Source organism: Paraburkholderia sp. HC6.4b (assembly GCF_014200875.1).
GTDB lineage: Bacteria > Pseudomonadota > Gammaproteobacteria > Burkholderiales > Burkholderiaceae > Paraburkholderia > Paraburkholderia tuberum.
The window spans coordinates 436,914-462,203 of the sequence record NZ_JACHDC010000003.1 but is presented as its reverse complement, the minus strand read 5'-3'; the positions used below and the strand labels follow the sequence as shown (position 1 = coordinate 462,203).

19 protein-coding genes, 1 rRNA gene and 1 pseudogene are annotated in these 25,290 nt (G+C 64.0%); 18 read left to right on the top strand and 3 right to left on the bottom strand.

Annotated features, from left to right (window positions below; translation table 11 throughout):
• Window positions 1-298: 298 nt before the first annotated feature.
• A 5S ribosomal RNA gene (gene rrf, locus HDG34_RS06635) occupies window positions 299-412 on the top strand.
• Between the two features lie 120 nt (window positions 413-532).
• On the opposite strand, the pseudogene HDG34_RS06630 reads toward rrf, so the two are convergent.
• Together HDG34_RS06630 and HDG34_RS06625 are read right to left on the bottom strand one after the other, a co-directional pair.
• A pseudogene (locus HDG34_RS06630) lies at window positions 533-1,007 on the bottom strand (transposase); the annotation flags it as partial.
• Between the two features lie 101 nt (window positions 1,008-1,108).
• Window positions 1,109-2,305, bottom strand: coding sequence for a M20 aminoacylase family protein (locus HDG34_RS06625; RefSeq protein WP_184058598.1), 1,197 nt, complete (start codon window positions 2,303-2,305; stop codon window positions 1,109-1,111).
• A 187-nt stretch (window positions 2,306-2,492) separates the two neighbouring features.
• On the opposite strand from HDG34_RS06625, the gene HDG34_RS06620 reads away from it, so the two are divergent.
• Both HDG34_RS06620 and HDG34_RS06615 read left to right on the top strand, forming a co-directional pair.
• Window positions 2,493-4,571, top strand: a complete 2,079-nt coding sequence (locus HDG34_RS06620; RefSeq protein ID WP_184058596.1) for a molybdopterin-dependent oxidoreductase — start codon at window positions 2,493-2,495, stop codon at window positions 4,569-4,571.
• A gap of 147 nt (window positions 4,572-4,718) precedes the next feature.
• Entirely contained in the window at window positions 4,719-6,392 is a 1,674-nt protein-coding gene (locus tag HDG34_RS06615; RefSeq protein WP_184058594.1) for a long-chain fatty acid--CoA ligase, read from the top strand.
• A gap of 126 nt (window positions 6,393-6,518) precedes the next feature.
• Here HDG34_RS06615 and HDG34_RS06610 read toward each other — a convergent pair whose 3' ends face one another.
• On the bottom strand, window positions 6,519-7,715 hold the full coding sequence (locus tag HDG34_RS06610) for a porin (RefSeq protein ID WP_184058591.1): 1,197 nt from the start codon (window positions 7,713-7,715) through the stop codon (window positions 6,519-6,521).
• Between the two features lie 304 nt (window positions 7,716-8,019).
• Between HDG34_RS06610 and coq7 the strand changes: the two genes are divergently transcribed.
• The 15 genes from coq7 (at window position 8,020) to ftsA (ending at window position 25,204) form a co-directional block, all read left to right on the top strand.
• Window positions 8,020-8,658: a 2-polyprenyl-3-methyl-6-methoxy-1,4-benzoquinone monooxygenase gene (gene coq7, locus HDG34_RS06605; protein WP_184058624.1), complete on the top strand. Its 639-nt coding sequence runs from the start codon at window positions 8,020-8,022 to the stop codon at window positions 8,656-8,658.
• A 457-nt stretch (window positions 8,659-9,115) separates the two neighbouring features.
• Window positions 9,116-9,544 carry a division/cell wall cluster transcriptional repressor MraZ gene (gene mraZ / locus HDG34_RS06600; RefSeq protein ID WP_013090620.1) on the top strand — a complete coding sequence of 143 codons (429 nt, stop codon included), beginning with the start codon at window positions 9,116-9,118 and terminating at the stop codon, window positions 9,542-9,544.
• A gap of 15 nt (window positions 9,545-9,559) precedes the next feature.
• The gene (rsmH, locus tag HDG34_RS06595; RefSeq protein ID WP_184058589.1) at window positions 9,560-10,513 is read left to right on the top strand and encodes a 16S rRNA (cytosine(1402)-N(4))-methyltransferase RsmH; all 954 of its coding nucleotides are present in this window, start codon (window positions 9,560-9,562) and stop codon (window positions 10,511-10,513) included.
• On the top strand, window positions 10,510-10,860 hold the full coding sequence (ftsL, locus tag HDG34_RS06590) for a cell division protein FtsL (RefSeq protein ID WP_090801975.1): 351 nt from the start codon (window positions 10,510-10,512) through the stop codon (window positions 10,858-10,860). Before rsmH ends, ftsL begins: the two co-directional genes overlap by 4 nt.
• Window positions 10,857-12,722: a penicillin-binding protein 2 gene (locus HDG34_RS06585; protein WP_184058587.1), complete on the top strand. Its 1,866-nt coding sequence runs from the start codon at window positions 10,857-10,859 to the stop codon at window positions 12,720-12,722. The genes ftsL and HDG34_RS06585 overlap by 4 nt, the downstream gene beginning before the upstream one ends.
• Window positions 12,719-14,281 carry a UDP-N-acetylmuramoyl-L-alanyl-D-glutamate--2,6-diaminopimelate ligase gene (locus HDG34_RS06580; RefSeq protein WP_184058585.1) on the top strand — a complete coding sequence of 521 codons (1,563 nt, stop codon included), beginning with the start codon at window positions 12,719-12,721 and terminating at the stop codon, window positions 14,279-14,281. The genes HDG34_RS06585 and HDG34_RS06580 overlap by 4 nt, the downstream gene beginning before the upstream one ends.
• On the top strand, window positions 14,278-15,696 hold the full coding sequence (gene murF / locus HDG34_RS06575; RefSeq protein WP_184058583.1) for a UDP-N-acetylmuramoyl-tripeptide--D-alanyl-D-alanine ligase: 1,419 nt from the start codon (window positions 14,278-14,280) through the stop codon (window positions 15,694-15,696). Before HDG34_RS06580 ends, murF begins: the two co-directional genes overlap by 4 nt.
• A 12-nt stretch (window positions 15,697-15,708) precedes the next feature.
• A complete protein-coding gene (mraY, locus tag HDG34_RS06570; protein WP_184058581.1) occupies window positions 15,709-16,878 on the top strand; it encodes a phospho-N-acetylmuramoyl-pentapeptide-transferase in 1,170 nt (389 codons plus the stop codon).
• A gap of 25 nt (window positions 16,879-16,903) precedes the next feature.
• Window positions 16,904-18,442 (top strand): UDP-N-acetylmuramoyl-L-alanine--D-glutamate ligase, encoded by a 1,539-nt coding sequence (gene murD, locus HDG34_RS06565; RefSeq protein ID WP_184058578.1) that lies wholly within the window; start codon window positions 16,904-16,906, stop codon window positions 18,440-18,442.
• Window positions 18,439-19,704: a putative lipid II flippase FtsW gene (gene ftsW / locus HDG34_RS06560; RefSeq protein ID WP_184058576.1), complete on the top strand. Its 1,266-nt coding sequence runs from the start codon at window positions 18,439-18,441 to the stop codon at window positions 19,702-19,704. The genes murD and ftsW overlap by 4 nt, the downstream gene beginning before the upstream one ends.
• Window positions 19,701-20,825, top strand: coding sequence for an undecaprenyldiphospho-muramoylpentapeptide beta-N-acetylglucosaminyltransferase (murG, locus tag HDG34_RS06555; RefSeq protein WP_184022864.1), 1,125 nt, complete (start codon window positions 19,701-19,703; stop codon window positions 20,823-20,825). The genes ftsW and murG overlap by 4 nt, the downstream gene beginning before the upstream one ends.
• Window positions 20,822-22,225 (top strand): UDP-N-acetylmuramate--L-alanine ligase, encoded by a 1,404-nt coding sequence (gene murC, locus HDG34_RS06550; RefSeq protein ID WP_184058573.1) that lies wholly within the window; start codon window positions 20,822-20,824, stop codon window positions 22,223-22,225. Before murG ends, murC begins: the two co-directional genes overlap by 4 nt.
• A 1-nt stretch (window position 22,226) precedes the next feature.
• Window positions 22,227-23,168, top strand: a complete 942-nt coding sequence (locus tag HDG34_RS06545; RefSeq protein WP_090801962.1) for a D-alanine--D-alanine ligase — start codon at window positions 22,227-22,229, stop codon at window positions 23,166-23,168.
• 23 nt (window positions 23,169-23,191) lie between these two features.
• Window positions 23,192-23,944, top strand: a complete 753-nt coding sequence (locus HDG34_RS06540) for a cell division protein FtsQ/DivIB (protein WP_184051056.1) — start codon at window positions 23,192-23,194, stop codon at window positions 23,942-23,944.
• A gap of 27 nt (window positions 23,945-23,971) precedes the next feature.
• Window positions 23,972-25,204, top strand: coding sequence for a cell division protein FtsA (gene ftsA, locus HDG34_RS06535; protein ID WP_008921172.1), 1,233 nt, complete (start codon window positions 23,972-23,974; stop codon window positions 25,202-25,204).
• Window positions 25,205-25,290: the final 86 nt, after the last annotated feature.

Here is a 25,290-nt window from a genome sequence, read left to right as displayed (position 1 = left end):
GATAGGTCAGGTGTGCACGTACAGTAATGTACTGAGCTAACTGATACTAATTGCCCGTAAGGCTTGATCCTATAACAGGTGTGTCTCGACCCGCGTAAGTGCTTCAGCACTTACGCGGGTCCGATCCCCGAAGGGGATTGGTGTGAACTCCCGCGGGAGCTCACAGAAACGCCCGGTTGGGATTCAGTGTTGTGCCAGAAACAACACAACCCCCCCCACCCGAATCCTTTACGCTTCTTCCCGATTGGCTGTGGCGCAACCGGTTGACTCCAGCCCTGCGACGCAGCAACCCGTCATGCCTGATGACCATAGCGAGTCGGCCCCACCCCTTCCCATCCCGAACAGGACCGTGAAACGACTCCACGCCGATGATAGTGCGGATTGCCCGTGTGAAAGTAGGTAATCGTCAGGCTCCCCCCCAGTCAGAAACCCCACCCGCCGCGGTGGGGTTTTTGCGTTTACGCGGCCAAAATTAACAAACAGCATTGAAGCAAGCGACACCTCCGCCCGCCTCAACGCTCTTCAACTGGTTCTCCCGCTGCCGACGCAATATACCCCAGACCCGGCGATAACCATAGCTCGGCAGGTCAGTGACGGTCAGCCGTATTTCTTCGACCAGCCCGGCATCGTCCGTCTTCCTGGCGTGGGCCGGCCCCCGGCAATGAGGGGGAGCGCGCAATCCATTTTCGCGACTTCGCCACCTCCACCGCCTCACGGAGAATCTCGTTCTCCATTGTCTTTTTGCTGAGCAGTCGCTGGAGTTTCCTGATTTGCTTCAGCGCATCGCTCAGCTCCGACGCTGGTACGACTTCCTCGCCGGCACTGACAGCCGACGGGCTGCCATCCTGATACAGCTTGCGCCAGTGAAACAGCTGGTTCGGATTCACGCCGTGCTGGCGTGCAACCATCGAGATCGACTTGCCCGGCTCGAAACTCTCTCTCACCATCGCCAACTTCTCTTCCGCTGACCACCGCCGCCGGCGTTCCGGTCCCATCAACACTTCCATCACTTCTTGTTTGTTGTTAGTCAAAACCACAGTCGTATGCCTACCCGCTATTTTAGTGGGGAACTGTGTCCGGCGATTCAGGGGGCCGCTCCATCAACTCTCTACTTCCCTTGCGCCAGAAACTTCTGCGCCAGTCGGACCCAATACGTCGATCCCACCGGCAACAACTCGTCGTTAAAGTCATAACTCGCGTTGTGCAGCATACAAGGGCCCGCGCCGTGGCCCGCCTCGCGGTGGCCGCCATCGCCGTTGCCCAAAAACGCATAGCAACCCGGTTTCGCCAGCAGCATGAACGAAAAATCTTCGGCACCCATGGTCGGTTCAACCGCGTCATCGACATTTTCCGCGCCAACGATCTCTTTCATGACCGACGCCGCAAAACGCGCTTCCTCGCTGCTGTTGATCGTCGGGGGATAGTTCCGGTGGAATTGGATCTGAACGGAGCAATCGTATGCTTCGGCTGTACTGTGCGCGATCTTGCGCATGCGTGACTCGATCAGGTCGAGCGTTTCTGTAGTGAAGGTCCGAACGGTCCCCGCGATCCATGCGTCGTCCGGTACTACATTGACCGCATCGCCCGCATGTATCTGCGTTATCGACAATACCGCAGTATCCAGCGGCTTTTTGTTTCGCGTGATGATGCTTTGCAGCCCGTTGGCAATTTGCACCGCCGCAAAGACCGGATCACGGCCATTGTGCGGTAGCGCTGCATGCGAGCCGACGCCCTTGATTTCGATGCGAAATTCATTGCTCGACGCCATGATCGGGCCTTCGGTCACGCCGAAGTGGCCCGCCGGCGTGCCCGGCCAGTTGTGAATGCCAAACACGGCGTCCACGGGGAATTTGTTGAACAAGCCGTCGTCCATCATAGCCTTCGCGCCGGCGCCGCCTTCTTCAGCCGGCTGGAAAATGAACACGATCGTGCCGTCGAAAGCACCATGTTTGGCCAGGTAGTGCGCGGCACCGAGCAGCATCGCCGTATGTCCGTCGTGCCCGCACGCATGCATCTTGCCGTCGTTCGTCGACCGATGATCGAAGCTGTTGAGCTCCTGGATCGGCAGCGCGTCCATGTCGGCTCGCAGACCAATCGCGCGCGAGCCGTTACCTCGTTTCAATACGCCGACCACGCCCGTCTTGCCGAAACCACGGTGGGTCTCGATGCCCCAGGACTCGAGCGAACGCGCGACGAGATCAGCAGTCGCCGTCTCTTCGTAGCGCAGCTCCGGGTGGGCATGGATGGTTCGTCGAAGGGTCTGGATTTCGCCGCGAGCGGCCTGAATTTCGGGGATGAGTTTCATGATGGAGTGAATATGCGTTTGTGCTTGACGAGCATGAGATCGCCGCGGACCACGTCGGCCCGGGCACTGCGGATGATTGATTCTACGCCGAAGGCATTTTTGGTGGCGCCACCGAGGTCGGCGGCCTATAGACGTAATAAAATTCCACTTTGCGCGACCGCTTACTGCTCGCCAGGACACATTGCCGATGAACGCCCCGACCGAATTCGCGCGCGCCGTGTGCCCGCACGATTGCCCCGACACCTGCGCGATGCGCGTGACCATCGACAATGGACGGGCGATCAAGGTCGCCGGCGATCCCGACCATCCGCCGACTCAGGGCGTGCTGTGCACGAAGGTCAGTCGTTACGCGGAGCGTGTATACCATCCGAACCGATTGACGACGCCCATGAAGCGTGTCGGCCGCAAGGGCGAGGGCCGTTTCGAGCCAATCAACTGGGACGAAGCGTTCGACCTTGCCGCAAGCCGCCTCGGCGAGATTGTCCGTCGCGCGCCGGAAGCGATTCTGCCTTACAGCTACGCGGGCACGATGGGCTTGGTGCAGGGCGATAGCATCGCGCAACGCTTTTTCCACAAGCTCGGCGCATCGCAGCTGGATCGCGCGATTTGCGCGGCGGCCGGCGCTGCCGGCCTCAAATACACGTACGGCGCCGGCATCGGTATGCACACCGAGTTTTTCGCCGAGAGCGAGGTGATCCTGATCTGGGGAGCGAATCCGATCGCATCGAATCTGCATTTCTGGACGCGCGCGCAGGAAGCCAAACGTCGCGGCGCCCGGCTGATCGCAATCGATCCGTATCGCTCGCTGACCGCGGAGAAATGCCATCAACACATCGCGCTAAAGCCAGGCACAGACGGCGCTCTCGCGCTCGGCATCATGAACGTCCTGATTACCGAGAATCTGCTCGACCACGAGTACATCGCGGCGCACACGCTGGGCTTCGCCGACTTGAAGGCGCGTGCGCTCAGCTATCCACTGTCTCGGGTTAGTGAAATCTGTGGCGTCGAAGAAGAGGAAATCGCCGATCTTGCGCGACTTTACGCCAGCACGCGGAAAGCCGCGATCCGCTTGAACTACGGTCTGCAGCGGGTGCGTGGCGGCGGCAATGCAGTGCGCGCAATCGCGTGTCTGCCGTCGCTGACCGGCGCATGGCGCGAGCGCGCGGGCGGGGCGCTGTTGTCGTCGAGCGGTTGGGCACCGGTCGACTCGCACGCGTTGCAGCGTCCCGACCTGATGCCGGGTTGGCCGTCGAAGCCGAGCCGCGTGATCAATATGAATGCGATCGGCGACGCGTTGCTGCATCCGGGCGACGCGACGTTCGGCCCCAAGGTCGAGGCGATCGTGGTCTACAACTCGAATCCGGTCGCGGTCGCACCGGACTCCGAACGCGTCGCGGCGGGTTTTGCGCGCGAGGATCTGTTCACGATCGTGCTCGAGCATTTCCAGACCGACACCGCGGATTACGCCGACCTGCTGTTGCCTGCCACGACGCAGCTCGAGCATCTCGACGTGCACAAGTCGTACGGTCACACGCACGTGATGGTCAACCTGCCCGCCATCGCGCCGTTCGGCGACGCACGGCCGAATACCGAGATCTTCCGCAGCCTCGCGCGCCGCATGGGCATGACGGAACCGGCGCTCTTCGACAGCGACGAAGCCGTCGCGCAAGCCGCATTTCGCTGGGACGACAAGACGCTGGACGGTGTCGACTGGCCGATGCTGAAGCAAGCCGGCTGGGCCCGTCTCAATGTGCCTGATGCGCCATTTGCCGACGGTGGTTTTCGCACGCCATCCGGCAAGTGCGAGTTCTACAGCGAGCGCCTTGCGCAACAGGGCCTCGACCCGCTGCCGGACTACCTGCCACCCTACGAATCGGCCGACGGCGCGCCCGAACTGGCGGCCCGCTATCCGCTCGCGATGATTTCACCGCCCGCGCGCAACTTCCTGAACAGCACCTTCGTGAACATCGAGAGTCTGCGCGCGACGGAAGGCGAGCCGCACCTGGACATCCACCCTGCCGACGCGCACGCGCGCGGCATCGGCGACGGCGATCAGGTGCGCATCTTCAACGACCGCGGCTCGATGCGAGCGCGTGCCCGCGTGACCGACCGGGCGCGCGAAGGCCTGGTCGTCGGGTTGTCGATCTGGTGGAAGAAGCTCGCGCCGGACGGCCGCAACGCGAACCAGTTGACGAGCCAGGCACTCACCGATCTCGGCGGTTCGGCGACGTTTTACGACTGTCTCGCCGAAGTCGAGCGGGCCTGAAAGCCGCGCCGCACATTGAAGCTGGCGCCCAGCCTCGCAAGTTCGAGGCTGCCGTCTAACCTCATCGCTTTGCCCATTGGCCGCAATATGCCCATGCTACGATGCGTTTTTAGCACGACCATTCGAAAATAATTCAGGAGACGCTGCATGGAGAAAATCTGGCTGAAATCTTATCCGCCCGGCGTTCCAGCAGAGATCGACCCGACGCGCTATTCGTCGGTGGCCGAGTTGCTCGAGGAAGCCTTTCGCGAACACCGCGCAAAGCCGGCGTTCGTGTGCATGGGCAAGCAGATCAGCTACGGTGAACTCGACGAGCTTTCGCGCAATCTTGCAGCGTGGCTGCAGTCGAAAGGGCTCACGCGCGGCTCGCGTGTCGCGATCATGATGCCCAACGTGCTGCAGTATCCAGTCGCGCTCGCCGCGATTCTGCGCGCGGGCTATGTGGTCGTGAATGTGAATCCGCTGTACACGCCGCGCGAACTCGAGCACCAACTGAAGGACAGCGGCACTGAGGCGATCATCCTGCTCGAGAATTTCGCGGGGACCTTGCAGGCAATCGTGCGCAATACGCCGGTCAAGCATGTGGTCGTCGCGGCGATGGGCGACCTGATGGGCATCAAAGGCCCGCTCGTGAACTTCGTCGTGCGCAAGGTCAAGAAGATGGTGCCGGCGTGGAGCCTGGCTGGGCACGTCAAGTTCAACGACACGGTCTCGGAGGGCGCACGTCTGACGTTCAAGCCGGTCCGGCAGGGGCCCGACGATATCGCGTTCCTGCAATACACTGGCGGCACCACCGGCGTGGCCAAGGGCGCGACGCTGCTGCACCGGAACCTGATCGCGAACGTGCTGCAGTCGGAGGTCTGGCTCAATCCGGTGCGCGCGAACCGCACGGATATCGATCAGTTCATTACGGTCGTCGCGTTGCCGCTGTATCACGTGTTCGCGCTGACCGTGTGCGGGCTGCTGACGATCCGCACCGGCGGTCTCGGCGTGCTGATTCCGAATCCGCGCGATATCCCCGGCATGATCAAGTCGCTCGAGGGGTATGCGATCACGACGATTCCCGCGGTCAACACGCTCTACAACGCGATGTTGAACAGCCCCGACTTCCACAAGCTCGACTTCTCGAAGCTGCTGACCGCGAACGGCGGCGGCATGGCGGTGCAGGAGGCGGTCGCGAAGCGCTGGTTCGAGCTGACGCGCACGCCGATCGTCGAGGGCTACGGGCTGTCGGAAACGTCGCCGTGCGTGACCTGCAATCCCGTCACCGCCACCGAATACAACGGCACGATCGGCCTGCCACTGCCGTCGACCGAAGTCTCGATCCGCGACGACGAAGGCAACGAAGTGCCGCCTGGCCAGTCCGGCGAGATCTGCATCCGCGGCCCGCAGGTGATGGCGGGCTACTGGAACAGGCCCGACGAAACCGCCAAGGTGATGACGGCGGACGGCTTCTTTAAATCAGGCGACGTCGGCATCATGGGCGCGGACGGCTTTGTGAAGATCGTCGATCGCAAGAAGGACATGATTCTGGTGTCCGGCTTCAACGTGTATCCGAACGAAGTCGAGGACGTCGTCGCAAAGCTGCCGGGTGTGTTCGAAGTCGCGGCGGTGGGTGTACCGGATCAGCATTCCGGCGAGGCAGTGAAGCTGTTCGTCGTGAAAAAGGATCCGTCGCTGACCGACGAACAGATCTTCGCATACTGCAAAACGCAACTGACCGGCTACAAGCGGCCGAAGGTCGTCGAATTCCGCACCGAGTTGCCGAAGAGCAATGTCGGCAAGATCCTGCGCCGCGAGTTGCGCGACGGCAGGGCTTAAGCGAGCGAAAAACAAAAGCCCGGCGCACGAAAGTGCGCCGGGCTTTTTGTTGCCCGTACAAAATCCGCGCATAAAAAAAGGCGCCCGAAGGCGCCTTTGAGACAAACTGCGTTTTTTTACGACTTATTAGAACTTGTGACGGATACCGATGCGAGCCGTGAACTGGTTGCTGCTCGTCGAACCGGTCAGGCCGTTGATGCCTGCCGTTGCTGCGACCACCTGACCCGTTGCGTTGACCGTGTCGCCCAAAGCGTGCTGGTACACGCCGACCAGGTACACGTCGGTACGCTTGGACAGGAAGTAGTCCACGCCCAGCGCGCCTTGGTGGTACTGAGCACGCGAGTTGCCTTCGATCTGCGTGCCGCGCGTGTAGTCATACGCTGCGCCGACCAGCAGTGCCGGGGTCAACTGATACTTGAAGTTGATTTCGCCGTTGTTGAACGTTGCCTTCTGGCCAGTGAACGGCGACGCGAACGTCTTGCCGAGGTTGCCGAACTGGATGTTCGAATACGTCAGGCCGATGGTTGCCGCGCCGAACGTGTATGCACCGCCCGCGCCGACGACCTGGTACGTGTTGGCCGATGCGAAGCCTGCGTAGATCGGGGTCGTGACTGCGAAGTTAGCTGCAGTAGTACCCACGGCCGGCGTATTCGTTGCGATCGTGCCGCCGTTGTTGAACAGACCGCCCGAAGCTGCCGGCGTACGCGCGTTCAAATAACCCAAGCCCAATTGCAGCGGACCGTTGTTATAGCCAGCGCCCAACGACCAGATCTGGTTGTGCGTGAAGTCACCGGCGACGCCGCCGAAGCTATACGTGCCGCCGAACGTCAGGCCGTTGTAGTTGTTGCTGGTGAACTTGACCGTGTTGTTGGTGCGATACGCGTTGTTGAAGTTGTCGATATCGCCCGGGTGAGCGGCGATGTAGCCGCCCCACTGATCACCCGATTCAAACGGACCCACGTAGTCGACGACGGAGTCGTACTGACGACCCAGCGTGACCGTGCCGAACTGGCTCGACAGACCGACATATGCCTGACGACCGAACATCAGGCCGCCTTGACCGAGCTTGCCGTTGGTCACGTCAAAGCCGTTTTCCAACACGAACAGGGCCTTCAGACCGCCGCCCAGATCTTCAGTGCCACGCAGGCCGAAACGCGAGCCTTGCAGGACGCCGCTGGACATGTTGTACAGATGCTTACCGCCCGAGTTGGTGTTCATGTTGATACCAACGTCAACGATGCCGTACAGGGTCACGCTGCTCTGCGCATGAGCGACGCCTGCGAATGCGCCCAGTGCTGCGAGAGCGAGAAGCGACTTTTTCATCGAATGATCTCCAAGGAATACGAATCTTTTGTACAAGGCGAAATATTTAGTTGGTGCTGAAGGCCTTGCTGTCCAACTTCGCGAGAAGTTGCCACGTAATGTAACAAAAGGCATACATGGAACAAAGAAAAAGGAGTCGCTCCGGAAGGCCGCTGTTTCGTTTACGCAACATGGTCTAGAATCGCAAATTAACCGCCCATTTCATGCGGATTGGTGCCTGTCGGGCCACCGGTTTCGCGTCGCGAGGCCTTGTCGCACGGACCTTCCGGAACGATGCGGCGGTTATCGAATCAGGGAGCGCTTTATGTTGCTGGACGAGTTGATTGGCGAGTTTGATCGGGGTTTACGCTCACTGACGGGGGTCTCGCGGATGAGCCGTCCGCTGCCGCTTCCGCAGGCTTGCGCGGCGACGGCCGAAGCTCCCGAACTCTCGCGCGCGGAGCGCGCGCATGCGGCGGGTTTGATGCGTGTGAACCACGTCGGCGAAGTGTGCGCGCAGGCGCTTTACCAGGCGCAGAAACTCGCCACCGACTCACCTTCATTGCGCGCCATGTTCGATCACGCCGCGTCGGAAGAAGAGGATCATCTGGCGTGGACCGCCAAACGCCTCCAGGCGCTCGACTCGCGTCCGAGTCTGCTCAATCCGCTGTGGTACACCGGCGCGCTCGCGATCGGTCTCGCCGCGGGGCGTCTCGGCGATCGCGTGAGTCTTGGCTTCATGGCCGAAACGGAGCGCCAGGTCGAGCAGCATCTCGACAGTCATCTCGATCAGCTCCCCGCCGCGGACCATGAATCGCGCGCGATCGTCGAGCAGATGCGCGTCGATGAAGCGCAGCACGGCAAGGCCGCGATGGACGCGGGCGGCATCGAGTTGCCGTTTCCTGCACGCGCGTTGATGCGTGCGATGTCGAAGGTGATGACGCGCACCGCCTATTACATATGAGCGTTTCACCCGCTTCGCTTCGCTAACCGGAGCACCGCACGTATCGCCTCAGCCATCGCTGAACGCATTTTCGCAAGCGAGACGGCGCCGCGCGCCCCGTTCGTCGTCGGTCCGGGCGACGCCGCTTTTTTCCCTTTCAGAATCCCTTGACGATCTCTTTCAATTCGCGCTGTTTCCTCGCACTTTTCACGTATCACCTTCACAAGTTGCACTAGCCCTTTCATTTATAACGGTTTTCTGTTTTATGCTGGACGTGAAGGAGTCGCGCTAAGTCCTTGTTCTAGCAAACAAAATCCGCTCGAAAAGCGCGCCGCTCCCTTGACCCGTGTTTAGCGTTCCTCTAAAGTGGGAGACAGTGTGAGAAAGTGTATTTTTGTGTGTTCTCGGCACCACTTTCGGGTAGATTTTCACGGACCGGGCGGGCGGCGCAAACAGCGCCGCAATAGGGGAGAGCGAAGTGTTCCAAGGGGCGTCGGCGCTGACGCTCGATGCGAAAGGGCGGATGTCGATTCCCTCTCGTTATCGGGATGCGCTGCAAACACAGGCAGAGGGCCGGGTGACGATCACCAAGCACCCGGACGGCTGCCTGTTGCTCTTTCCGCGTCCCGAATGGGAAATCTTCCGTGACAAGGTCGACAAGCTGCCCATGAACGCCGCCTGGTGGAAACGCATTTTTCTCGGCAATGCAATGGATGTGGATATGGACGGCGCAGGCCGTGTGCTCGTGTCGCCGGAGTTGCGAGCGGCTGGCTCGCTGGAGAAAGAAGTGACCTTGCTCGGCATGGGCCGCCATTTCGAGCTGTGGGATGCACAGATCTACGCCGCGAAGGAACAGGCGGCGATCGCCGAGGGCATGCCCGATGCGTTGAAAGATTTCACGTTCTGATCGCGGCTTATTTATATGGCTTCTGCGATGGGAAACGAATTGCAGCATCGCACGGTGCTGTTGAACGAAGCGGTCGATGCGCTGGTCACGCGCGCCGACGGCACGTATGTGGACGGCACGTTCGGCCGTGGCGGCCATAGCCGCCTCGTGCTGGAACGGCTCGGTGAAGCAGGGCGGCTGATCGCGTTCGATAAAGATCCGCTCGCGATCGCGACGGCGCAGAAGATCGCCGATCCGCGCTTTGCCATCGTCCACGAGAGTTTTGCTTCACTGCGCGCCGCGATGGCGGAGCGCGGGGTAGGGCGTGTGTCGGGGGTGTTGCTGGATCTGGGCGTGTCGTCGCCGCAAGTCGACGATCCGGAGCGGGGCTTCAGCTTCCGCGCCGACGGCCCGCTCGACATGCGGATGGACCCGACGCGCGGCGAGTCCGCCGCTGACTGGCTCGCGCGGGCCACGGTGCAGGAATTGACGGAGGTGATACGAGATTATGGGGAAGAACGGTTTGCTTTTCAGATTGCAAAGGCGCTTGTTGCTCGCCGGGCAGAGTCCGACCGTCTTGGGCCTCTCGTCAGCACGGGCGAGCTTGCCCAAATCGTGGCTAACGTCGTCAAAACCCGTGAGAAGGGCAAGGACCCGGCAACCCGCACCTTTCAGGCTATACGGATTCACGTCAATCAAGAGCTTGCGGAGCTGCAAGTCGTTCTAGACGCAGCGTTGTCGTTGTTGGAGCAAGGGGGGCGGCTGGTGGTCATCAGCTTTCATTCGCTCGAGGACCGGATCGTCAAGCGATTCATGCAGGCGCACGCGAGCGCGCCGGCGGTGGATCGCCGTCTGCCGATCCGCGCGGTCGACCTGCCGAGCCCTCCGCTCAAGATCATCGGCCGCGTCTTCGCGAGCGACGCTGAGGTCGCCGGCAACCCGCGCGCCCGTTCTGCCGTGATGCGCGTGGCGGAGCGGATCGCGCCATGAACCGCCTCAATATTTTCCTGCTGATCATCGTGATGGGTTGTGCCTTGTCGGTCGTCAACGCGACCAATCAGCAGCGTCAGATCTTTATTCAGCTGCAGCGCGCGCAGTCGCAGGAGCGTCAGCTGCAGCAGGACTATTCGCAGCTTCAATATCAGCAGAGCGCGCTGTCCAAAACGTCGCGCATCGAGCAGCTCGCCACCGCCTCGCTGAAGATGCAATCGGTCACCACCGGCCGCACCCAGTATCTGACGCTCGCCCCGGGCGCCGCGACGGCGATCGACGCACCCATTCCGACTTCCGCGCCGGCCTCGGCGCCGGTCGCGACCCGTCGCGGAGCCACGCGATGAAAAAATCGTCGGCCCACAAGAGCGTTGCGTTTTCGGCCAATCCGATTCTGTCGGTGCGCCTGCCGATGTGGCGCTCGAAGCTCGTCGTGTTCCTGCTGTTCATGGCGTTCGTCGCGCTCGCCGCGCGCGCGTTCTGGATTCAGGGCCCGGGCAACGCGTTCTATCTGAAGCAGGGCGAGATCCGCTATCAGCGCCGCATCGACATGCCGGCCACGCGCGGCAAGATTCTCGACCGCAACGGCCTCGTGCTCGCCACGAGTCTGCCGGTGCGCGCAATCTGGGCGATTCCCGAATCGGTGCCCGACGACCTCGGCGCCGACAAGCTCGACGCGCTCGGCAAACTGCTCGGCATGACCACTAGGGAATTGCGCTCGAAGCTGTCGGAAGACAAGACCTTCGTCTACGTGAAGCGCCAGGTGCCGGTCGACGTCGCAGAAAAAGTCGCGGCGCTCGACATCCCCGGCATTTACTCGCGCGACGAGTACAAGCGCTTCTATCCGGAAGGCGAGATCACCGCTCACCTGATCGGCTTCACGAACGTCGAGGACGAGGGCCAGGAAGGCGTCGAGCTCGGCGACCAGAAGCTGCTCGCGGGCATGTCGGGCAGCCGTCGCGTGATCAAGGACCGGATGGGCCACATCATCGAGGACGTCGACGAACAGGTCGTGCCGCACAACGGCAAGGACGTCGATCTGTCGATCGACAGCAAGATCCAGTACATCGCCTATACGAACCTGAAAGCGGCCGTCGAGAAATTCAAGGCGAAGGCCGGCGCGGCGATGGTGATCGACGTGCGCACCGGCGAAGTGCTCGCGCTCGTCAATTACCCGACCTACAACCCGAACGACCGCTCGCACCTGACCGGCGACCAGTTGCGCAACCGCATCCTGACCGACACGTTCGAGCCGGGTTCGATCATGAAGCCGTTCACGGTGTCGCTCGCGCTCGATCTGCACCGGGTGACGCCGACTACACTGGTAGATACGGGCAACGGCCACTTCGTACTCGACGGCGCGCCGATTACCGACGACAGCGGCTTCGGCGTGCTGACGGTCGGCGGCGTGATCCAGAAGTCGAGCAACATCGGCGCGACCAAAATCGCGATGCAGTTGCGGCCCGAAGAGATGTGGAACATGTACACCAGCATCGGTCTCGGCCAGGCACCGAAGGTCGGCTTTCCGGGCGCGGCGGCGGGCCGTCTGCGTCCGTGGAAGAGCTGGCGCCGCATCGAGCAGGCGACGATGTCGTACGGCTATGGCCTGTCGGTCTCGCTGTTCCAGCTCGGCCGCGCGTACACCGCGATCGCGCACGACGGCGAAATCATGCCGGTGACGATTTTCCACACGCCGGGCGACCCGCCGGCCACCGGTCCGCAGATCTTCTCGCCGACCACCGCGCGTGAAGTGCGCGCGATGCTCGAAACCGTGGTGTCGCCGCAAGGCACGTCGCCGGATGCGGCGGTGCCCGGCTATCGCGTCGGCGGCAAGAGCGGTACCGCGTACAAGCACGGTCCGCACGGCTACGACCACTCCAAATATCGCGCCTCGTTCGTCGGTATGGCGCCGATGCCGAATCCGCGCATCGTCGTGGCGGTGTCGGTCGACGAGCCGACGGCCGGTAGCCACTTCGGCGGCCAGGTGTCGGGCCCGGTGTTTTCGGGCATCGCCGGGGATACGCTGCGCGCGCTGAACGTGCCGCCCGACATGCCCGTCAAGCAGATGGTCGTGTCCGACGATTCGGCGCCGCCCGCGCCCGGCGCGCCGGCCACGCCGCCCGTGGTGAAGAAGCTGTCGACGAGCCCCGGCGTGAAGAGGATGACCATTTCCGCCACCCCGAAAAATCATCCAGGAGTCGAGCGATGAGCGCGCTGCGCGAGCAACATCCAGCGCACCGGCAGATCGCCGACGCCCTCGCCTGGCTGCACGCGCACGTGCAGCCAGGCGCGCATCTGCACGCCGACACGCGCTCGCTCGCGGCCGGCGACGCGTTCTTCGCGTACGCGGTCGATGGCGCGGACAACCGCGCATTCATCGACGCGGCCATCAAGCGCGGTGCGGCCGCCGTGCTCGTGCAACCCGAAGGTTTCAGCGGCACGCTCGACGCGGCCGCCGCACATGCGGTGCCGGCGTTGAACGAACTCGCCGGCACGATCGCGAGCGCGTGGTATCGCGATCCGAGCGACGCGATGCTCGCGGTCGGCATCACCGGCACGAACGGCAAGACCTCGTGCAGCCAGTGGGTCGCCGCGGCGCTGTCCGCGCGCGGCATGCGCTGCGCGATCGTCGGCACGCTCGGCACAGGGCTCGTCGGCCAACTCGTGCACACCGGCTTCACGACGCCCGACGCACCGCAATTGCAACGCAGCCTCGCGCGATTGCGCGACGCGGGCGCGCAGGCGGTGGCGATGGAAGTGTCGTCGCATGCGCTGCACCAGGGGCGCGTGAACGGCACCGCTTTCGACATCGCGGTGTTCACGAACCTGACGCAGGACCATCTCGACTATCACGGCACGTTCGAAGCCTATGAAGCCGCCAAGGCGCGTCTGTTCGCCTGGCCCGAGCTGCGCGCGGCCGTGATCAATCGCGACGATGCCGCCGGCCGGCGTTTGCTCGCGAGCACGCGTAGTCACGCGCGCACGATCGCGTATGGCATCGAGGGCGAGCATGGCGACGCCAACGCTGACGGCACACCGCAAGCCGACGCGTGGCTCACTGCATCGAACGTGCATGCCACCGCGACCGGCACCGCGTTTCATCTGAGCACCTCGGACTGGGGCAACGCCGAAGTCGAAGTGCAAACGCTCGGCCTCTTCAATGTCGGCAATCTGCTCGCGGTGCTCGGCGTGCTGCTCGCCGCCGACGTGCCGTTCGACGCGGCGCTCGCCGAACTCGCGAAGCTCGAACCGGTGAACGGCCGCATGCAGCGTCTGGGCGGCCGTCTGCAGAACGACGAGCCACTCGTCGTGATCGACTACGCGCACACACCCGATGCGCTCGAAAAGACGCTCGAAGCACTGCGGCCGATCGCGACCGCGCGCGGCGGCGAACTCGTCTGCATGTTCGGCTGCGGCGGCGACCGCGATGCGACCAAGCGTCCGCTGATGGGCGCGATCGCCGAGCGGCTGGCGGACAACGTCGTCGTGACGAGCGACAACCCGCGCAGCGAGGATCCGCTCGCAATCATCGAGCAAATTGCCGCGGGCATGCAGGAAGCGTCTAAGGCGCGCCGCATCGAGGACCGCGCGAGCGCGATCCTGCAGGCGATCCGCGGCGCCGCGCGCGAAGACGTGATCGTGCTGGCCGGCAAGGGGCACGAAGCCACACAGGAAATCATGGGCAAGAAACGCGCTTTCTCCGATCAGGACCACGCCCGCCTCGCGCTCGCCGCGCGCGCCACACAAACACGCGGAGGTGGCGAATGAACATGTTCTCGCTACGTGCAGCCGCCGCGCAAATCCCCGGCGCGAGCGTCACCGGCGACGACAGCGTGCGCTTCGAGCGCGTGTCGACCGACAGCCGCAGCGCCGGCCCCGGCGATCTGTTCATCGCGATCAAGGGCGACCGTTTCGACGCGCACGACTTCCTGCCGCAAGTGGCCGAGCGCAACGTCGCGGCGGTGCTCGTCGCGCGCACGCCGGATAGCTGGAGCGTGCCCGCGATCCGCGTCGCCGATACGCGCGAAGCGCTCGGCGCGCTCGCGCGCGGCTGGCGTCGTCAGTTCGACCTGCCGCTCGTCGCGGTCACGGGCAGCAACGGCAAGACCACGGTCAAGGAAATGATCGCCTCGATCTTCGCGGCCGCGGTCGGCGCGGATGCGCGTCTCGCGACCGCGGGCAATTTCAACAACGACATCGGCCTTCCGCTCACGCTTTTCCGTCTGCATGCCGCGCATCGGCTCGCGGTGGTCGAACTCGGCATGAACCATCCGGGCGAAACTGAACAGCTCGCGAAGCTTGCCGAGCCGACGGTTGCCGTCGTCAACAACGCGCAGCGCGAGCACCAGGAATTCATGGCGACCGTCGAGGCGGTCGCGCTCGAACACGCGAGCGTGATTCACGTGCTGTCGCCGGAAGGCACGGCGGTATTCCCCGCCGACGACGCATACGCGAGCATCTGGCGCGTCGCCGCGACCGGCAGTCGCATCATCGATTTCGCGTTGAACAGCGCGGAGCGCACGACCGAAGCCGCGGTGAAGGGCAGGTTCGACGGCAAGCGTCTGAGTATCGACACGCCGCAAGGCCATCTCGACGTCACGCTGCAGGTGCTCGGCAATCACAACGCGCACAACGCGCTCGCGGCGGCCTCCGCCGCGTTGGCAGCGGGCGTGTCGCTCGACGCGATCCAGCGCGGCCTCGAATCGTTCGGCGCGGTGAAGGGCCGTCTGCAGGTCAAGCAGGCCGTGCTCGGCACGCTCGCGGGCGCAACCGTGATCGACGACACCTACAACGCGAATCCCGATTCGATGCGCGCCGCGATCGACGTGCTCGCGTCACGTGAATCGCCGCGTGTGCTCGTGATGGGCGACATGGGCGAAGTCGGCGACAACGGCCCGACGTTTCACCGCGAAATCGGCGCGTATGCGAAAGAGAGCGGTATCGACGCGCTGTATGCGATGGGCGACGCCTCGCGCGACGCCTGCACCGCATACGGCGCGGGCGCGCACCACGTCGCCGATGTCGGCGCACTGGTCGGGCAACTGCAGCAGGCCGGCTTCGGCGCTGCCGCAACGCTTCTCGTGAAAGGCTCGCGCTTCATGCAGATGGAGCGCGTGGTGGACGCCGTTACGAGTCCACAACCCAACGCCGCGGGCACGACGCCCGCTGCACATTTGAAATAGAAGGATCCAGGCATGCTACTGGCGCTGGCGCAATGGCTGCAGAATGACGCAAGCTTCTTGCGCGTGTTCAGTTATCTGACGTTTCGCGCGGTGATGGCGACCATCACCGCGTTGTTGATCGGGCTCGTCTGCGGCCCGGCGGTCATTCGCAAGCTGACCGCGATGAAGGTCGGCCAGGCCGTTCGCAAGGACGGTCCGCAAACTCACCTCGTCAAATCGGGCACGCCGACGATGGGCGGCGTGCTGATCCTGCTCGGCATCGCCGTGGCCACGCTGCTGTGGGCCGATCTGACCAACCGCTTCATCTGGATCGTGATGCTCGTCACGTTCGGCTTCGGCGTGATCGGCTGGGTCGACGATTACCGCAAGGTCGTCTACAAGGACCCACGCGGCATGTCGTCGCGCGAGAAGTATTTCTGGCAATCGGTGATCGGCCTGTTCGCGGCGGTTTATCTCGCGTTCAGCGTGTCCGAGGCGAGCAACGTGCGCGTGTTCGACCTGTTCATGGCGTGGGTGCGCAGCGGTCTGTCGATGGGCCTGCCCGCGCGCGCCGACCTGCTGTTGCCGTTCTTCAAGTCGATGACCTATCCGCTCGGCGTGTGGGGCTTCATCGTGCTCACGTATCTGGTGATCGTCGGCGCGAGCAACGCGGTGAACCTGACCGACGGCCTCGATGGCCTCGTGATCATGCCGGTCGTGCTGGTCGGCGCGTCGCTCGGCGTGTTCGCGTACGTGATGGGCAGTTCGGTCTACTCGAAGTACCTGCTGTTTCCGCACATTCCCGGCGCGGGCGAATTGCTGATCTTCTGTTCGGCGATGGGCGGCGCGGGTCTCGCGTTCCTTTGGTTCAACACGCACCCGGCGCAGATGTTCATGGGCGACGTCGGCGCGCTCGCGCTCGGTGGCGCGCTCGGCACGGTCGCGGTGATCGTGCGTCAGGAAATCGTGCTGTTCATCATGGGCGGCATTTTCGTCGCGGAAACGCTGTCGGTGATGTTGCAGGTCACGTGGTTCAAATACACGAAGCGCCGTTACGGCGAAGGGCGGCGGCTTTTCAAGATGGCACCGCTGCATCACCATTTCGAATTGTCGGGCTGGAAGGAAACGCAGGTGGTCGTGCGTTTCTGGATCATCACGTTGATGTTGTGCCTGTTCGGTTTGTCCACGCTCAAATTGCGTTAAGCAGCAGTATTTAAGGAAGCAGGCGATGTTCGGCGAGAAGTTTCGGGATCGGCAAAAGCCGATGGTGCTCGTGCTGGGACTGGGTGAATCCGGTCTCGCGATGGCGCGCTGGTGCGCCAGGCACGGCTGTCGGCTGCGCGTGGCCGATACGCGCGAAGTGCCGCCGAATCTGTCCGCGCTTGAAGCGCATAGCGTCGATGCCGATTTCGTCGGCGGTCCGTTTTCGCCGGTGCTGCTCGAAGGCGTCGAGCTGGTCGCGATCAGCCCGGGACTGTCGCCGCTGGCCGCCGATCTGCTGCCGCTGGTCACGGCGGCGCGCGAGCAGGGCATCCCGGTGTGGGGCGAACTCGAACTGTTCTCGCAGGCGCTGCGCACGCTCGGCGAGTCCGGCTACGCGCCGAAGGTGATCGCGATCACCGGCACGAACGGCAAGACCACGACGACGAGCCTCGCCGGCTTGCTGTGCGAACGCGCGGGCAAGAAGGTCGCGGTGGCGGGCAACATCAGCCCGTCGCTGCTCGACAAGCTCTCCGAAGCGATCGACCAGACCGCGCTGCCCGACGTGTGGGTGCTCGAACTGTCGAGCTTCCAGCTGGAGACCTCGCATACGTTTACGCCGGACGCGGCCGCCGTGCTCAACATCACGCAGGATCATCTGGACTGGCACGGCGGACTCGATGCGTATGCAGCCGCGAAGGGCCGCATCTTCGGTACACGGACGGTGCGCGTGCTGAACCGCGACGACGCACGCGTAATGGCGCTCGCGCCCGCCAGCGGCGACGCGGAGGTCGTCACGTTCGGCGTGACCGAGCCGAAGAACGACGGTGACTATGGCCTCCTGCGCGACAACGGCATGGTGTGGCTCGTCGAAGCGCAAGATCGCGACGCGAGCGACGAGTCCCCCAAGGGGACTTCCTTCGGGGCGCCGACGCCGAAGCGCCGTCGCAAGAACGAAGCAGCCGCAACGCCCGACATCGCGTTGAAGCGTCTGATGCCCGCCGACGCACTGCGCATCCGTGGCCTGCACAACGCCGCCAACGCGTTGGCCGCATACGCGCTCGCACGCGCGATCGGCCTGCCCGGCGCGCCGCTTTTGCACGGCCTGCGCGAATATCGCGGCGAACCGCATCGCGTGGAACTGATCGCGTCGATCGACGGCATCGACTATGTGGACGACAGCAAGGGCACCAACGTCGGCGCGACGGTCGCCGCGCTCGACGGTCTCGCGCAGCGCGTCGTGCTGATCGCCGGCGGCGACGGCAAGGGTCAGGAGTTCGAGCCGCTCGCCGCACCGGTGATGCGCTGGTGCCGCGCGGTGATGCTGATCGGCCGCGACGCGCCACAGATTCGCGCGGCGCTCGAACATTGCGGCGTCGCGATGACCGATCACGCGACTCTTGAAGACGCGACGCGCGCGGCCACCGCGCTCGCGCAGCCCGGCGACGCGGTGCTGCTGTCGCCCGCGTGCGCGAGCTTCGACATGTTCAAGGGTTACGCACACCGCGCGGCGGTATTCCGCAGCACGGTCGAAGATATCGCGGCCGAACGGGGGACGATGATATGAGCTGGTCGGAACGTTTCGGCTCGCGCGAACCCTCCGGCGGCAACGGCGCCGCGGCGCGCACGTCCACCCGCACCGGCGGCAGCGGTCTCGCGAGCGCGGTCAACGGCGTGCGGCCGCTGCGCTCGCGCATGCTCGACTACGACCACTCGCTGCTGTGGGTCGTCGTCGCGCTGCTCGGGCTCGGCGTCGTGATGGTGTACTCGGCGTCGATCGCGATGCCCGATTCGCCGAAGTACGCGTCGTATCGCGATTGGGCGTTCCTCGTGCGCCAGATCATCTTCGTGCTGATCGGCGCGGCGGTCGGCGTCGCGTCGTTCCGCATTCCGATTTCGACGTGGGACAAGTACGCACCGAAGCTCTTCCTGATCTCGCTCGTCGCGCTCGTGATCGTGCTGATCCCGCACGTCGGCAAGGGCGTGAACGGCGCGCGCCGCTGGATTCCGCTCGGCATCACGAACATGCAGCCGTCGGAAATCATGAAGCTCGCGGTGACGATCTACGCGGCGAACTACACGGTGCGCAAGCAGGAATACATGCACAGCTTCGCCAAGGGCTTTCTGCCGATGGCCGTCGCGGTCGGTCTCGTCGGCATGCTGCTGCTGCTCGAGCCGGACATGGGCGCGTTCATGGTGATCGCGGCGATCGCGATGGGCGTGCTGTTCCTCGGCGGTGTGAACGGCAAGCTGTTCGGCGGCCTCGTCGCGACCGCGGTGGGCACGTTCACGTTGCTGGTGTGGGCGTCGCCGTGGCGTCGTGAGCGGATCTTCGCCTACCTCGACCCGTGGGACGATCGCTACGCGCAGGGCAAGGCGTATCAGCTGACGCACTCGCTGATCGCGTTCGGGCGCGGCGAGTGGTTCGGCGTCGGTCTCGGCGGCAGCGTCGAGAAGCTCAACTATCTGCCGGAAGCGCATACCGACTTCATTCTCGCGGTGATCGGCGAGGAGCTGGGTTTCGTCGGCGTGCTCGTCGTGATCCTGATGTTCTACTGGATCGTGCGCCGTTCGTTCGAGATCGGCCGCCAGGCGCTCGCGCTCGATCGCACGTTCGCGGGTCTGGTCGCGAAGGGCGTCGGCATATGGTTCGGCGCGCAGACCTTCATCAACATGGGCGTGAACCTCGGCCTACTGCCGACCAAGGGCCTGACGTTGCCGCTTGTCAGTTACGGCGGCTCGGGCATTTTGTTGAACTGCGTGGCGATCGCGGTGCTGATGCGGGTCGACTATGAGAACCGGGTGTTGATGCGCGGGGGCAAGGTATGACGGCTCTGCCACAACGCACGCTGATGGTGATGGCCGGCGGCACCGGGGGACACGTGTTCCCGGGGCTCGCGGTTGCCCATCTGATGCAGGCGTGGGGCTGGAAAGTCGTGTGGCTCGGCAACCCCGCGGGCATGGAAGCGACGCTGGTACCGAAGCACGGCATTCCAATGGAATACCTGCGCTTCGGCGGCGTGCGCGGCAAGGGTCTGAAGACCAAGCTGATGCTGCCGGTGAATCTGCTGCGCGCGTGCACGCAGAGTTTGAGCGTGCTGCGTCGCGTGAAGCCCGACGTCGTGCTCGGCATGGGCGGCTACATCACGTTCCCGGCCGGTCTGATGACCGCGCTGAGCGGCCGGCCGCTCGTGCTGCACGAACAGAATTCGATCGCGGGTCTCGCCAACAAGGTGCTCGCGAAGCTCGCGAAGCGCGTGCTGGTCGCATTTCCGAATGCGCTGCCGCACAGCGAATGGACCGGTAATCCGATTCGCGAGGAACTTGCGCGGGCGAATCCACCCAAAGCACGCTACGCGCAGCGTAATGGTCCGCTGAACATGCTCGTCGTGGGCGGCAGTCTCGGCGCCGCCGCGTTGAACGAAGTCGTGCCGCGCGCGCTCGCGCTGCTTGGCTCCAACGAGAGGCCGCGCATCGTGCATCAGGCGGGTGCGAAGCATATCGACGCGCTGCGCGAGAACTACGCGGCGGCTGGTTTGCAGGCTGGTGCGGACGTCTCGCTCGTGCCGTTCATCGACGACATGACGAGCGCTTACGAAGCAGCCGATCTGGTGATCTGCCGCTCGGGCGCGATGACCGTGTCGGAGATCTCGGCGGTCGGCGTCGCGGCGCTGTTCGTGCCGTTCCCGTACGCGGTCGACGATCACCAGACCACTAATGCAGCGTTCCTCGCCGACAACGGCGCGGCGCTGGTCGTGCAACAACGCGATCTGTCGGCGGAAAAGCTCGCCGACTGGTTGCGCAGCCAGACGCGGGAGAGTCTCGCGGAAATGGCGGAGCGTTCGCGCTCGCTCGCGAAACCGGATGCCACCGAACAGGTCGCGCAGATCTGCGCGACGGTGGCGGCTGCGGGTTCGATGGCGGGCGTGAGCCCAGAAGGAAAGCAATGAAACACATCGTCAAACACATTCATTTCGTCGGCATCGGCGGCGTGGGCATGAGCGGCATCGCCGAAGTGCTCGTCAATCTCGGCTATCAGGTGAGCGGCTCGGACCTGTCGGGCAACGCGGTCACCGAGCGCCTCGCCGGGCTCGGCGCGCGCATTTCGATCGGGCACGCGGCGGAGAACATCGAAGGCGCGGACGCAGTGGTGGTGTCGACCGCGGTGCGCAGCGACAACCCGGAAGTGCTGGCCGCGCGTCATCGCCGCATTCCGATCGTGCCGCGCGCGGTGATGCTCGCGGAGTTGATGCGTCTGAAGCAGGGCATCGCGATTGCCGGCACGCACGGCAAGACCACGACCACGTCGCTGGTCGCGAGCGTGCTCGCCGCGGGCGGGCTCGATCCGACCTTCGTGATCGGCGGCCGGCTGATCAGCGCGGGCGCGAATGCGCGCCTCGGCACCGGCGACTTCATCGTCGCCGAGGCGGACGAATCGGACGCGTCGTTCCTGAACCTGTTCCCGGTGATCGAGGTCATCACGAACATCGACGCCGATCATATGGACACCTATGGTCACGACTTCGCGCGTCTGAAGCAGGCCTTCATCGAATTCACGCACCGTTTGCCGTTCTACGGCATCGCGGTGCTGTGCGTCGACGATCCGAACGTGAAGGAGATCCTGCCGTTCGTGTCGAAGCCGATCATCCGCTACGGTTTCGCGGCCGATGCGCAGGTGCGCGCGGTCAACGTCGAAGCTCGCGAAGGCCGCATGCATTTCACCGTGATGCGCGAAGACGCGGCGCCGCTCGACGTCACGTTGAACCTGCCGGGCGAGCACAACGTGCAGAACGCGTTGGCCGCAATTGCAATTGCGACTGAACTTGAAGTGAAAGATGCCGATATCCAGCGAGCGCTCGCGGATTTCAACGGCGTCGGCCGACGCTTCCAACGCTATGGCGAAGTGCCGGTTCTCAGCGACGGCCAGGCCGCGGGCTCCTACACGCTGGTGGACGACTACGGTCACCACCCGGTCGAAATGGCCGCCACGTTGGCGGCGGCGCGCGGCGCATTTCCGGGCCGGCGTCTGGTGCTGGCGTTCCAGCCGCACCGCTTCACGCGCACGCGTGATTGCTTCGAGGATTTCGTGAAAGTGCTGTCGACCGTCGACGCGCTCGTGCTGACCGAAGTCTATGCGGCCGGCGAAGCGCCGATCGTCGCCGCCGACGGCCGCGCATTGGCGCGCGCGCTGCGCGTCGCGGGCAAGGTCGAGCCGGTGTTTGTCGATACGGTGGATGAAGTGCCGGACGCGCTGTCCGCGGTGGTGCGCGACGGCGATGTGGTGATTACGATGGGCGCGGGTTCGATCGGCGGTGTGCCGGTTCGACTCGCTCAGGAACAGAAGGTGTGAGATGAGCAGTATCGACCCTAAACAATTCGGCAAGGTGGCAGTGCTGCTCGGCGGTAATTCCGCCGAGCGCGAGGTGTCGCTCAATTCCGGGCGCCTGGTGTTGCAAGGCCTGCGTGACGCGGGCGTCGACGCGCATCCGTTCGATCCGGCCGAGCGTCCGCTGTCCGCATTGAAGGATGAAGGCTTCGTGCGCGCGTTCAACGCGTTGCATGGCGGCTACGGCGAGAACGGCCAGATCCAGGGCGCGCTGGACTTCTATGGCATCCGTTACACCGGTAGCGGCGTGCTCGGCTCGGCGCTCGGTCTCGACAAGTTCCGCACCAAGCTCGTGTGGCAGCAGCTCGGCATTCCGACTCCGCCGTTCGAAGCGGTGCTGCGCGGTGACGACTACGAAGCGCGCGCCAAGGAGATCGTCGCGAAGCTCGGTCTGCCGCTGTTCGTGAAGCCGGCGAGCGAAGGTTCGAGTGTCGCCGTGATCAAGGTGAAGAGCGCGGACGCGCTGCCGGCCGCGTTGATCGAAGCCGTGAAGCACGACCGTATCGTCGTGGTCGAGAAGAGCATCGAAGGCGGCGGCGAGTACACCGCGTGCATCGCCGGCAATCTGGACCTGCCGGTGATCCGCATCGTGCCGGCCGGCGAGTTCTACGACTACCACGCGAAGTACGTCGCCAACGACACGCAGTATCTGATTCCGTGCGGTCTCGGCGCCGAAGAGGAAGCGCGCCTGAAGGTGCTCGCGCGCCGCGCGTTCGATGTGCTCGGCTGCACCGACTGGGGCCGCGCGGACTTCATGCTCGACGGCGAAGGCAAGCCGTACTTCCTCGAAGTGAATACGGCGCCCGGCATGACCGATCACTCGCTGCCGCCGAAAGCGGCGCGCGCGGTCGGCATCAGCTATCAGGAACTGGTGGTCGGCGTGTTGGCGCTGACGCTGCAGGATTAACCAAGGCAACCGCAAGCGACACCATGTGGAACAACGTTCGCCAGCTCAATCTCGCCAGCAACGCGTTGCACGCGTTGCTGGTGCTCGTGCTGCTGGCGGCGGGCGGTTACTGGCTGATCCAGCGCCCGAATTTCGCGCTGCGCGAGATCCAGATCGACGGCGATACCGAGCACATCAATTCGCCGACGGTACGCGCCGGCGTGGTGGGGCGACTGAAGGGCAACTACTTCACGGTCGATCTCGACGCCGCACGGCAGGCGTTCGAGCAGATGCCGTGGGTGCGTCACGCGAGCGTACGGCGCGTGTGGCCGAATGCACTGGCTGTCACGCTCGAGGAGTACAAGCCGCTTGGGACGTGGGGCAGCGATCAGCTGGTGAGCGTCGACGGCGAGCTGTTCACCGCGAACCAGGGCGAGCTCGACGGAGACCTGCCGGCGTTCGACGGCCCGGACGGTACGGCGAAGGAAGTCGTCGCGCGTTATCACGACTTCCAGAAGTGGTTCGCGGCGATCCACGAGACGCCCGAGGAAGTGACGCTGTCGCCGCGCTACGCGTGGACGGTGAAGCTGTCGAACGGCACGCAGGTGGAGTTGGGCCGCGAACGCAATCAGGACACGCTGGCCGATCGCAGCAAGCGCCTGACCGCGGCATGGAGCGCGGTGACGCAACGTTGGGGAAAGGATATCGAGAATGCGGACTTGCGCTATCCGAACGGTTTCGCGATTCGTGCCACTGGCATGCGCTTCATCAGCGAACCCGACAAGGGCAAGAAGTAAACGGACATCACACGCACTGAGCACGCTATGAGTAAAGACTATAAAGATCTGCTGGTCGCCCTCGACATCGGAACGTCGAAGGTAGTGGCCATCGTCGCCGAGTTGAAGGGCGAGGGTCACTACGAGGTGATCGGTCTCGGCCAGAGCGAATCGAAGGGGCTCAAGAAGGGCGTGGTGGTGAATATCGAAGCCACCGTGCAGTCGATTCAGCGCGCGCTCGAGGAAGCCGAGCTGATGGCCGACTGCAAGATCACGAATGTGTTCACCGGCATCGCCGGCAGCCATATCCGCAGCTTCAATTCGAGCGGCATGGTCGCGATCAAGGAGAAGGAAGTCACGCAGGCGGACGTCGCGCGCGTGATCGAAACCGCCAAGGCGATCAACATTCCGACCGACCAGCAGGTGCTGCATATCCTCACGCAGGAATTCATCATCGACGGTCAGGAAGACGTGCGCGAGCCGATCGGCATGAGCGGCATCCGCCTCGAAGTGAAGGTGCATATCGTGACCGGTGCCGTGAGCGCGGCGCAGAACATCGTCAAGTGCGTGCGTCGCTGCGGCCTCGAAGTGAACGACCTGATTCTGCAGCCGCTCGCGTCTTCGCTCGCGGTGCTGACGGAAGACGAAAAGGAACTGGGCGTGGTGCTGGTCGACATCGGCGGCGGCACGACGGACATCGCGATCTTCAGCGAAGGCGCGATTCGCCACACGGCCGTGATTCCGATCGCCGGCGACCAGATCACGAGCGACATCGCGATGGCGCTGCGAACGCCGACGCCGGATGCCGAGGACATCAAGGTCGACTACGGCATCGCCAAGCAGGCGCTCGCCGATCCGGACGAGATGATCGAAGTGCCGGGTCTCGGCGAGCGCGGGCCGCGCACGCTGTCGCGCCAGGCATTGGCGGCCGTGATCGAGCCGCGCGTCGAAGAGCTGTTTTCGCTCGTGCAGCAGGTGGTGCGCGAGTCGGGTTATGAAGAACTGCTGAGCTCGGGCGTCGTGCTGACGGGCGGCGCGTCGATGATGATCGGCATGGTCGAGCTCGGTGAGGACATTTTCCTGAAACCGGTGCGCATCGGCGTGCCGGAGTATGCGGGCGGTCTCGCCGACGTCGTGCGCAATCCGCGCTATTCGACGGCGATGGGTCTGCTCGTCGAAGGACGCTCGCAGCGTATGCGCGGGCGCAAGGTTGCGGTGCAGTCGGGGTCGATGGGACAGGTGTTCTCGCGCATGAAGGACTGGTTCCTCGGCAACTTCTGACTACGGGTTTCGAGAAATTCGCGCTGGTGCCGGCGGCCGGCGCGCGACAGGGGGTTGCCCGATCTCCTGCCGGATAACGCCGAGTG